The sequence below is a fragment of the Caulobacter segnis genome, assembly GCF_003243465.1.
Lineage (GTDB): Bacteria > Pseudomonadota > Alphaproteobacteria > Caulobacterales > Caulobacteraceae > Caulobacter > Caulobacter segnis_A.
This window is the reverse complement of sequence record NZ_QFQZ01000049.1, coordinates 25,989-36,415: the sequence shown is the minus strand read 5'-3', so window position 1 is coordinate 36,415 and position 10,427 is coordinate 25,989. Positions and strand designations below refer to the sequence as shown.

At 69.6% G+C, this 10,427-nt stretch carries 10 protein-coding genes and 1 pseudogene; 4 read left to right on the top strand and 7 right to left on the bottom strand.

Going from position 1 to position 10,427, the window contains the following annotated elements:
* Together DI526_RS15150 and DI526_RS15145 are read right to left on the bottom strand one after the other, a co-directional pair.
* A partial coding sequence (locus tag DI526_RS15150) for a DUF998 domain-containing protein (RefSeq protein ID WP_304279607.1) occupies window positions 1-569 on the bottom strand: 569 nt, incomplete at its 3' end.
* 276 nt (window positions 570-845) lie between these two features.
* Window positions 846-2,552, bottom strand: a complete 1,707-nt coding sequence (locus DI526_RS15145) for a M20/M25/M40 family metallo-hydrolase (RefSeq protein WP_304279605.1) — start codon at window positions 2,550-2,552, stop codon at window positions 846-848.
* A gap of 405 nt (window positions 2,553-2,957) precedes the next feature.
* Here DI526_RS15145 and DI526_RS15140 point away from each other — a divergent pair, with 405 nt between their 5' ends.
* Window positions 2,958-3,197: a flagellar basal body rod C-terminal domain-containing protein gene (locus DI526_RS15140; RefSeq protein ID WP_304279603.1), complete on the top strand. Its 240-nt coding sequence runs from the start codon at window positions 2,958-2,960 to the stop codon at window positions 3,195-3,197.
* 168 nt (window positions 3,198-3,365) lie between these two features.
* Here the strand turns inward: DI526_RS15140 and DI526_RS15135 are convergent, their stop codons facing one another.
* The gene (locus DI526_RS15135) at window positions 3,366-4,406 is read right to left on the bottom strand and encodes an alcohol dehydrogenase family protein (RefSeq protein WP_304279600.1); all 1,041 of its coding nucleotides are present in this window, start codon (window positions 4,404-4,406) and stop codon (window positions 3,366-3,368) included.
* A gap of 23 nt (window positions 4,407-4,429) precedes the next feature.
* Here DI526_RS15135 and DI526_RS15130 point away from each other — a divergent pair.
* A pseudogene (locus DI526_RS15130) lies at window positions 4,430-4,561 on the top strand (hypothetical protein); the annotation flags it as partial.
* A 40-nt stretch (window positions 4,562-4,601) separates the two neighbouring features.
* Here DI526_RS15130 and DI526_RS15125 read toward each other — a convergent pair.
* A complete protein-coding gene (locus DI526_RS15125) occupies window positions 4,602-5,339 on the bottom strand; it encodes an SDR family NAD(P)-dependent oxidoreductase (RefSeq protein ID WP_304279598.1) in 738 nt (245 codons plus the stop codon).
* 126 nt (window positions 5,340-5,465) lie between these two features.
* On the opposite strand from DI526_RS15125, the gene DI526_RS15120 reads away from it, so the two are divergent.
* Window positions 5,466-6,170, top strand: coding sequence for an acyl carrier protein (locus DI526_RS15120; protein WP_304279595.1), 705 nt, complete (start codon window positions 5,466-5,468; stop codon window positions 6,168-6,170).
* 96 nt (window positions 6,171-6,266) lie between these two features.
* Here DI526_RS15120 and carA read toward each other — a convergent pair whose 3' ends face one another.
* On the bottom strand, window positions 6,267-7,433 hold the full coding sequence (carA, locus tag DI526_RS15115) for a glutamine-hydrolyzing carbamoyl-phosphate synthase small subunit (RefSeq protein WP_304279593.1): 1,167 nt from the start codon (window positions 7,431-7,433) through the stop codon (window positions 6,267-6,269).
* A gap of 278 nt (window positions 7,434-7,711) precedes the next feature.
* Between carA and DI526_RS15110 the strand changes: the two genes are divergently transcribed.
* Window positions 7,712-7,999: a DUF1272 domain-containing protein gene (locus DI526_RS15110; protein ID WP_304279589.1), complete on the top strand. Its 288-nt coding sequence runs from the start codon at window positions 7,712-7,714 to the stop codon at window positions 7,997-7,999.
* Between the two features lie 293 nt (window positions 8,000-8,292).
* Here DI526_RS15110 and DI526_RS15105 read toward each other — a convergent pair whose 3' ends face one another.
* Both DI526_RS15105 and manD read right to left on the bottom strand, forming a co-directional pair.
* A complete protein-coding gene (locus tag DI526_RS15105) occupies window positions 8,293-9,042 on the bottom strand; it encodes a FadR/GntR family transcriptional regulator (RefSeq protein WP_304279587.1) in 750 nt (249 codons plus the stop codon).
* A gap of 159 nt (window positions 9,043-9,201) precedes the next feature.
* The gene (gene manD / locus DI526_RS15100; protein ID WP_304279585.1) at window positions 9,202-10,413 is read right to left on the bottom strand and encodes a D-mannonate dehydratase ManD; all 1,212 of its coding nucleotides are present in this window, start codon (window positions 10,411-10,413) and stop codon (window positions 9,202-9,204) included.
* Between the last annotated feature and the right edge of the window lie 14 nt (window positions 10,414-10,427).

Sequence of the window (10,427 nt, the reverse complement as noted above, 5' to 3'; positions counted from 1 at the left end):
GACTCCAGATCGCCGACGAAGGTCCGGCGCCAGTTGCGCTCGAGCGTCCAGGCGGCGATGGCCAGCCACAGCAGGCCCAGGAACGCGTGGCCGCGCTGCCAGTAGCCGACGTCGTGGCCGGTGCGGACGTTCCAGACCCCGGTCAGCAGGGCGAAGACCAGCAGGAGGCCGAAGAACCAGCCCAGCGAGAAGGCGGCCAGGCGCCGGTGCTCGGGCTTGCCCCACAGGGCCCAGGCGGTGAACAGCGGCGCGAACTGGATGGCCAGGCCCACGCCGCAGGCGCGGTGCATCGGGTCGGGCCAGTGGAAGACGCCGGCGAAGAACGCGCCCAGCCCCGTCAGCGCCACGAACAGGCCCGCGAAGGCCGAGACCACGCGGCGGCCGCCGGCGTGCTCCAGGGCGTGGGTGAAGCCGGCCCCGGCGAACAGGCCCGCTATGCCGGCGACGACCATGCCGATGTTGAAGACTTCCGGCATCGGCGCGGCCGGCCCGCCCAGCTCGCTGATGAACTGCGCGCCGGCGTCGAAGCCGGGGAACAATCGCTGGGCGATCCACACGTCGGCCACCATCACGGCCGGCGCGATCACGCCGATCTTCAGGAAAGCGCCGGTGCGGAGCAAGGGAGGAGCCTCGGGAGGATACTGAGGCTGAAAATCGCTCTGGATGGGGGAGGGGTCAACCGCTCATGCCCCAACCGCAAAATCATCGTGTCATCCCGGCCGAAGCGCAGCGTAGAGCCGGGACCCAGGGGGGGCTGAAATGCGGCGCGCGCCGCCACTGGGTCTCGGATAGCGCTACGCGCTTCCGGGATGACACGGATTTAGAGGCCTACTTCGCCGCCTCCATCACTTGGCGGAAGACGGATGCCCCGCCGGAGCGAACGCCGCGCCGAAGAAGTCGCCCTTCTTCCACACGGGCCGCGCCGGCGTGTTGGCCAGCTCGCGGGCGATCTCGTAGTTGACCAGGGCGAACTTGGCGGCCGCCTGGTAGTCGATCGGCTGGTTCAGGTCATCGCCCGGGTGGTGGTAGTTGGTCTTCAGGAAGGTGGTGAAGGCCTTCTCGCCGCCGTTCTGGAAGCCGGTCATCAGGAACACGGCCGGGATCCCCTGCTCGACGAAGCGGTAGTGGTCCGAGCGGGTGAACAGGCCTTCCTCCGGCAGCGGGTCGCCCGACAGGCCCACCCCCACGCGGGCCGCGGCGTGCTTGACGGCGTCGCCGACGGTCGAGCGGTCGGCGCCGAACGCGATCACGTCGGTGAACGGGTACAGCAGCACCGGCATGTCCAGGTTCACGTCGGCGGCGATGTCGGCCTTCTTCACCGTCGGGTTGTTGGCGAAGTAGTCCGAGCCGACCAGGCCCTTTTCCTCGCCGGTCAGGGCCAGCAGCACGATCGAGCGCTTGGGACGGACCTTGGTGTTCTTGAAGCCGCGCGCGACCTCCAGCAGGGTCGCCACGCCCGAGGCGTTGTCCAGCGCGCCGTTGTTGATGCGGTCCTCGCCGGGCTTGGCGTTCTCCTTGATCCCGATGTGGTCGAGGTGGGCCGACAGGATGACGGTCTGGGCCTTCAGGGTCGGGTCCGAGCCCTCGATGATCCCGACGACGTTCTCGCTCTCGCGCTTTTCGATCTCGGTCTTCAGCACGACCTTCAGCTTGGTGGCCAGCGGGAAGCCCTTGACCGCGCCCTGCGGGGTCTCGGCCTCGGCCTGGACGGCGTCGAGAGAGGTCGGGGCGCCGGCGAACAGCTTGGCCGCGCCGGCCTGGCTGATCTGGGCCAGGGACGGCGCGCCCGGCGCGCGGATCGCGCCAACGTCCTGGGCGTCCCGCCAGGTCACGCGCCAGCTCTTCATCTGGCCCACGCCGGCCTTGAACGGACGGCGCTTCTCGCCGCTGCTGGTCGACATGGTGATCACGCCGATCGCGCCGCGCTTCTCGGCCTCGGCGCGCTTGGTGTTGGGGCTGGAGAGGTGGGCGCGTTCCTCGGTCTGGATCGAGGACGGCGCGCCGCTCAGCATGACGACGATCTTGCCCTTCACGTCCAGGCCCGCGTAGTCGTCGCGGCCGCGCGTGCCGTCGACGATGCCGTAGCCGACGAAGACCAGCGGGGCCTCGACCGTCAGGTCGGCGGCCTGGGCCTGGGCGGTGGGCAGGTAGTCCTCGCCATAGGTCAGGGCGACCGCCGCGCCGTCAGCGCCGGTCAGGGTCACCGCGCCTTCACCGCCAGGACGGAAGGCCAGCAGCGGCACGCGCTGCATGTACGAGCCCTTGTCGCCGCCCGGCTTGACGCCCAGCAGGGCGTACTGGGCCGCGACGTAGTTGGCGGCGATGTCGTAGCCGCGCGTGCCGGCCTCGCGGCCTTCCATCGCGTCGTCGGCCAGGAAGGTCATGTGGGCCTTGATCGCGTCGGCCGAGGGGACGAAGTCCGAGCCGGCCGGAGCCTTCTTGGGGGCGGCCTTCTGGGCGGCGGCGGGCTTGGCGGGCGCGGCCGCCAGGACCGGCTGGGCGACCATCAGCAGGGCGGCGCTGGCGAGCGCGGCGCGACGCGTAAACGACATTCTCTAGAGGCTCCTCGGGACGGGATCGCCAGGCCTGATCGGCGGCGCCGCGTCGAAACGGTTATCGAAAGACGGCCCCCCGGGGCCAGGGCGCGACCATGTCGGGACGATGACAGCTTGTCGAGCCGCAGCCGTCTGAACGTTTTGTAATCTTCGGTTCAAACTTGCCTAAGACGAGCCGATCTCGGGGCGGCTTGCGCTGCGGGCGGCCCGAAAATCGCGCGAGATCGGCGCTCGACCGGGAGATGTGAGGCGCCTTCCACCCAGTCCCCGGTGGGGCCCAAGGCCCGCTTTATGGTTAATTCGCGCTAAAAAAGATGACCGAGCCGTAAATTTTACTATCTTTGGTTGCGAGCGCTTAACCCAACGGGCCGGATAACTCGCGACGGGAACGGAGGACGCCTTATGCAGGCTCTCGCTATCGCCGCCGCGGGGATGACCGCGGCCGCCGACCGTCTGACCGCCAGCGCTCAGCGGGTCGCATCGGCTGACGCTCGCGCCGAGAAGGTCGAGGAACTGAAGGATACGGACTACGTCAAGGAGCGTGTCGAGCAGATCAGCGCTCAATACGACTACAAGGCCAACGCCAAGGTCATCCAGGTCGCCGACCAGATGTCCGGCGCCTTGCTGAACATCAAGGCTTAAGGTCCGCGCCACGCCTTTGAGTTCACGCCGTCCGGGTTGCCGGATGGACGCTGGACTCCGCCCGTCGCCAGGCGCCCTCGGCGCGCCCCCTTTTTGCCGGGGGCGCCTGGCCGCCGCCTCCCGCAGCGCCCCCTATGTTCGCGGGAGGCGGCCCCTTACGCCGCCCCTTCAGTCCGGCGTCAACACCATCTTCAGCGCGCCCGCCTCGCGGGATTCGAACAGGCGATAGGCCTCCGCGCCCTGGCTGAGCGGCAGGCGGTGGCTGACGTACCTTTCCGGCCGCAGCCGTCCCGAGCGGACCAGCGGGAACAGGGCCGGCAGCTCCTCCGGCACCGAGCATGTCCCCACCCGGAAGGTCAGGCCCGCGGCGAAGGCGCGCTCCAGCGGGAAGGGGAAGCGCCGGGCCTGCTGCACCCCGATCACCGACACCACGCCGCGCGGCCGCACCAGCTTCAGGGCGGCGTCGACCGTGGCCTCGCTTCCCACCGCCTCGATCACACAGTCCAGGCCCCGGCCCTTGGTGTCCTGGCGGATCTGCTCGCGCGCGTCGTCGGGCGACAGCGCGATGGCCCCGGCTTCCTGCGCCAGCGCCCGGCGTCCGGCGACGGGGTCGATGGCGTAGACCACGTGCGCGCCCATCACATAGGCGCTCTCGACCGCCATCAGGCCGATGGGGCCAAGCCCGATCACCGCCACGCTGGCGCCCGGCCGGACCTCGGCGTTGCGGGCCCCGAACCAGGCCGTCGCCAGGGCGTCGGTCATCATCAGCGCCTGCTCCATCGAGACGCCGTCGGGTACGGGGACGGCGTTCATGTCGGCGGCCGGCACGCGCACCGCCTCGGCCTGCGAGCCCTGCAGCCGGGCCGACAGGCCATAACAGGCGCCCTCGCCGGTCTCGCAGGTCTGGATCACGCCCGACAGGCACGAGCGGCAGCGCCCGCAGCCCACGGCCGCCGGCAGCATGACCTTGTCGCCGACCTTCAGCCGCTGGACGCCGCGCCCGACCTCGACCACCTCGCCGACCGCCTCGTGGCCGACGCAGAACCCCAGGTCCTCCGAGAAGCCGTGGCCGTGGTAGATGTGCAGGTCCGAGCCGCAGATCGAGCAGGCGGTGACCTTGACGATCGCGTCGCGGTCCGACTGGGGCGCCGGATCGTCCATGCTCTCGTAGCGGACGTCGCGGGCGCCATGGTAGCGCAGGGCTTTCATGGGGTAGCTCCAATGCGGTTTTGATGCGCTCCGTAGACGGTAATTTTCCGTGTCATCCCGGCCGTAGCGTCGCGTAGAGCCGGGACCCAGGGGCGACCGCGGTGCGCCGGCCCCTGGCTCCCGGATCGGCCCTGTGGGCCGTCCGGGATGACACGCGAGGGGGCGTGTATCGGCGAAATCATGAGTTCTCTCCCCTCAAAGCGACAGGCCGCCGTCGACGACCAGGGTGTGGCCGGTGACGTAGGATGCGAGCGGAGAGGCCAGGAACAGCGCCGCCCCGGCCATATCGGCGGGCGTCCCCATCCGGCGCTGCGGGATGGCGGCCAGGGCGCCGGCGAGGCGCTCGGGATGGGCGGTGGTGACCTTGGTCAGCTTGGTCTCGACCAGGCCTGGGGCCAGGCCGTTGACCCGCACCCCTTCCGGCGCCCAGGCCTGGCCCAGGGTCTTGGTCAGGCTGATCGCGCCGGCCTTCGAGGCCGCATAGGCCGGGTTGCCGATATTGGCCTTCAGGCCCGAGATCGAGCTGATGATGATCACGCTGCCCTGGCTGGCCGTCAGGGCCGGCTTGAAGCGCCGGGCGCAGGCCATCAGGCTGTCGAGATTGACCGCCATCACCCGGTCCCAGCCGGCCCGCTCGAACTCGCCGCGCTTGTAGACGACGGTCCCTTGGCACAGGACCAGGACGTTCAGGGCGTCGAACGGATCGGCGGCGGCCTCGACGGCGTCGGGATCGCCGACATCGACCTGGGCGTAGGCCAATCCGGTCAGGTCCGAGCCTTCGGCGGGGTCATAGTCGGCGGCGCTGGCGCGCGTGCCCCAGACGGCGACATCGGCGCCGCGCGCCCGGAACGCCTGGGCGATCCCGTTGCCGATCCCGCTGGACCCGCCCACGACCAGCACCCGCCGACCGCTGAAGTCGGTGTCGTCGATCATCCCGGCGTCCTCCCTTTTCTAGAGGATAGGCGCGGGTGACGTAGGGGAGGTCAAAGGGGGGCGCCCGCGAACTTTCCAGCCCTGCCGGCCCATGCTTAGATCCTGGGTGAAGCTGGAAGGCGTGCGATGGCGAACACCTTGGGTCTGGATGACGATCTCGATCCCGTCGAGGCGCTCATCGGTCTTGAGAAGGCCTTCGCGCTGAGGATCAGCGATGCGGAGGCGGCCGCCTGCAACACTGTCGGCGACATCTACGATCTTCTGCAGGCGCGGTTCGCCGGACGGATCGGCGAGCCGGGCGCGTGCATGACGTCCATGGCCTTCTACCGCCTTCGCCGCTCGCTGCGCGCGGTGCGTCCAGGAACCGACGGGCGGCCCGACACGGCGTTGGCCCCTGCCGCTGGTTGGAACGTCCGCGCCTTCTTCGTCGCGCTGCGGCGCGCCAGCGGCCTGCAGATGCCTCAGCCGCGTGGAAGCTGGCTGGGCGGGGTGGGCGGCGTCCTGGCTCTTCTGGCCTTGGTTGGCGCGGCGATCGCCGCGATCAAGGGCGCGTTCATCGTCGGCCTGGCGTCCGCCGCCATGCTGGCCGTCGGCGTCTTGCTGATACGGCTGGATCCTGGCGGCTTGCCCGAAGGCTGCGTCACGCTGGGCGACCTCGCCCTCAAGGTCGGCGCGCTGAATTACGGAGCCCTCGCGGGGGAGGGCGGCGCGGTGCGATCCAAGGATCTCTGGGACGCCATGGCCGAGGTGCTGTCCGCGCAGAGCGATCTTCCCGCGTCCGCCATGCGCCGGGACACGCTGATCCTGCAGAGTGGAATGGCCGAGGGCTGATGGCGCGCTTTGGCCGTCAGCGGGCGTACCCTCTCACCCTCCCGCCGCTTTGCGGCGGGCCCCTCCCTCTCTCGAAGAGAGAGGGATTTCAATGGCTTACTTCGCCTTGTCCATCAGGCCCGCAAACCGCTCGAACAGGTAGAGGCTGTCCGTCGGACCCGGAGACGCTTCGGGGTGGTGCTGGACCGAGAAGACCGGCTTGCCTTCCAGGGCGATGCCGGCGTTGGTGCCGTCGAACAGCGAGACGTGGGTCTCTTGCACCGGCGCGGGCAGGGAGCTCGAGTCGACCGTGAAGCCGTGGTTCATCGAGACGATCTCGACCTTGCCGGTCGTCAGGTCCTTCACCGGATGGTTCGCGCCGTGGTGGCCCTGCTCCATCTTCACGGTCTTGGCGCCGAGCGCCAGGGCCAGCATCTGGTGGCCCAGGCAGATGCCGAACAGCGGCTTGCCGCTGGCGACCAGCTTCTGGATTTCCGGCACGGCGTACTGGCCGGTCGCGGCCGGGTCGCCCGGGCCGTTGCTCAGCATCACGCCGTCGGGATTGCGGGCGAGGATCTCCTCGGCCGAGGTCGAGGCCGGCACCACCGTGGCGCGGGCACCGACGTGGGCGAGCGCCCGCAGGATGTTGCGCTTGACGCCGTAGTCGACGACCACGACCTCGTACTTGGGCTTGTCCAGCTTGGCGTAGCCTTCCGGCCACGACCACAGGCCCTCGTCCCAGGTGAAGGTCTGGGTGGTCGAGGCGTCCTTGGCCAGGTCCAGGCCCTCGAGGCCGGCCCAGGCCTTGGCCTTGGCGACCAGCGCCTCGAGGTCGAACTTGCCGTCCGGCGAATGGGCGATGACGCCGTGCGGCATGCCGGTCTCCCGGATCTTGCGGGTCAGGGCCCGGGTGTCGACGCCGGCCAGGCCGATGACGCCGCGCGCCTTCATCCAGCCGTCGAAGTCGCCGCCGGCGCGCCAGTTGGCCTGGGCGGTCGGGACGTCGCGGAACAGGGCGCCGCGGGCGGCGGTCTCGGCCACGCCGGTGATCTGCTCGACGTCCTCGACGTTCGTGCCGACATTGCCGACGTGCGGGAAGGTGAAGGCCACGATCTGGGCCATGTAGGAGGGGTCCGTCAGGATCTCCTGGTAGCCGGTCATGGCGGTGTTGAAGCACACCTCGCCGACCGCGTCGCCGACCGCGCCGCAGCCCACGCCTTGCAGGATCGTGCCGTCGGCCAGGGCCAGAACGCCGGTTACGCCGGGGAGAAGGTCTTTGGACATTCTGTTGAGCGCTCCTGAACGCGATGGCCCGGAATTGGGCGGTCTATTTTTGCAAAAAAGCGGGCCGAGGTGCACCCCTGCCCGCCGCGCAAACGGCGGCGTGTCTAGGGGGTATGGGGGAGGGGGTCAACCCCTCTCGATCACGCGATTTTCGCGGGCTCCCACATTCCCGTGATCACCGAACGCGCGGCCTCGCGCGGGGGGCGAAAAACGCCTTATAGTTAAGGGCTTCCGGACATGGCCCTCTGAGAAGCGCAACGAACGCGGGAGGACGGCCCATGCTCGAGTTGCGTCCCAATTGCGAGTGCTGCGATCGCGACCTGCCGCCGGCCAGCGACGCCGCGCGAATCTGCACCTTCGAGCATACCTTCTGCGCGGCCTGCGCCGAGCTGCGCTTCGACGAGGTGTGCCCCGACTGCGGCGGCGGCCTGGTCGCCCGCCCGATCCGGCCGGAGGGGCAGCTGCACCGCTATCCGGCCTCGCTGCGGCGGGTGCTGAAGGCCCATCGGCCGGCCACGCCGCCGCCGCCGAGGCGAGAGCCCGAACGGCCGGCGGGCTGGGTCTGAAGGCGACCTTCGGCGCGCGCGCAGTGGGCTCCCTCTTCATGTGCTTGGGGCGCATTCGATTGGTCTAACCGCTAGACCTAACGCCGTAGGGACCGTCCTCAATCAGCCGAGCTCAATCTCTTTCGTCATCCCGGCCGGATGACCGCGTAGCGGGCTGTAGCGCCGGGACCCAGGGGCGACCGCAATGCGCCGGCCCCTGGGTCCCGGATGGCCTCTCCGAGGCCTCCGGGATGACAACAGCTCCAGCCCTTAGAAACATCGGGCGCTTTCCGCCCCCGCAATCGAGGCCGGCTTCAGATCGCCACCCGCTTGGCGATGGCCGAGCGGCGCGCCTTGGTCTCCTGCTGCGCCCGTTGCACGGCCTCGGTCTCGGTGGCGTGCAGCAGGTGGTCGATCACGCGCTCCAGGTGGTCGCGCATGGCCTGGCGAGCTGCGGCGGGGTCGCGGGCCTTCAAGGCGTCGACGACGCGGCGGTGCTCGGCGATGCGAGGCTCCAGGCCCATGCCGCGGGCCCGGGCCAGGATGTTGCGGGCCAGGGGCGAGCGGTTGCGCCAGTCCCACAGGTTCTCGATCGTGGCGATGATCGCGCCGTTGCCGGTGGCCTGGGCGATGGTCAGGTGGAACTCGCGGTCGGCGTCCTCGCCGCGGATCTCCTCCTCCTCGTGCATCCGCTGCAAGAGGGTCTCCAGCTCGGCGATCTGGGCGTCGGTGATCGAGGTGGCGGCCAGCGCCGCGGCCTCGCCCTCGAACAGGCGGCGGGCCTCGATCAGCTCGAAGGCGCCGATCTCGAAGTCGATCTCGGCCGAGGGGGCGACGGGGCGGACATTGCCGGTGACATAGATGCCCAGCCCGTGGCGGGCCTCGATCATGCCCAGCATCTCCAGCGCGATCATCGCCTCGCGCAGGGTGGGGCGGCTGACCCCGAACTGCTCGGCCAGCTCCCGCTCGGTCGGCAGGCGGTCGCCGATCCGGTACTGGCCCGCCTCGATGGCCTCGGCCACGGAATCGGCGATCTTGCGGTAGAGCTTGACGTTGTCGGACATGGTGGGCGGAGCGCTCGGAAGACACGGGGCTTGAGGTAAAGCTCGCGACCTTTATCACGAGCCCCGCATCGTCAGGCCTGTTTTCTCGCCGCGCGGGCGCCGGAGGTCAGACAGGTCCGCCGGCTTGGCCAGACAGTAAGCGCCGTTTTCTCTGCCGGCTCACCAGTCGTGCATCGAGCCGTCCAGGCGGCGGGCGATCGGCAGGTAGGCGCGCTTGTAGGGATACTTGGCGGCCAGGTCCTCGTCGATATCGACGCCCAGGCCCGGCGCCTCGCCCGGATGCAGCATGCCGTCCTTGAAAGTGTAGGCGTGCGGGAAGACCGCGTCGGTCTCGGGCGTGTGGCGCATATATTCCTGGACGCCGAAGTTCGGGATCGACAGGTCGAAGTGCAGGGCCGCGCCCATGCAGACCGGCGACAGGTCGGTGGCCCCGTGGCAGCCGGTGCGCACGTGGTGCAGGTCGGCGAAGGCGGCCAGCTTCTTCAGGTGGGTGATGCCACCGGCGTGCACGGCCGTGGCGCGGATGTAGTCTATCAGCTGCTCCTCGATCAGCTGCTTGCAGTCCCAGATCGAGTTGAAGATTTCGCCCACGGCCAGCGGCGTGGTGGTGTGCTGGCGGATGATGCGGAAGCTGGCCTGGTTCTCGGCCGGGGTGGCGTCCTCCATCCAGAACAGGCGGTAGGGCTCCAGGTCCTTGCCCAGGCGAGCGGCCTCGATCGGCGTCAGGCGATGGTGAACGTCGTGCAGCAGGTGGACGTCGTCGCCCAGCCGCAGGCGCGCGGCCTCGAACAGGGCGGGGGTGCTGCGCAGGTAGCGCTCGGTCGACCAGATGGTCTCCTTGGGCAGGTCGCTGTCGGCCGGCTCGTAGAACATCTTGTCCTTGGAGACACCGTAGGTCCCGCTCATGCCGGGCACGCCGGTCTGCAGGCGGATGGCCTTGTAGCCCTGCTCGGCGTAGTGGGCGGCGTTGTCGAGGGTCTCTTCGATCGTCTCGCCATTGGCGTGGCCGTAGACCATGACCCCCGTGCGGCAGGCGCCGCCCAAGAGCTGGTAGACCGGCAGGCCGGCGATCTTGCCCTTGATGTCCCACAGCGCCATGTCGACCGCGGCGATGGCGGCCATGGTCACCGGGCCCCGGCGCCAGTAGGCGCCGCGATAGAGGTACTGCCAGATGTCCTCGATCTGGTGGGCGTCGCGGCCGATCAGGCAGGGGATGACGTGTTCCGTCAGATAGGCCTCGACCGCCAGTTCGCGGCCGTTCAGCGTGGCGTCGCCGATCCCGTAGACGCCGTCCTCCGTGATGATCTTCAGCGTGACGAAGTTGCGCCCCGGGCAGGTGACGATGGTCTTGGCGGCGATGATCTTGGGCATGGGGCGCTTCGGCT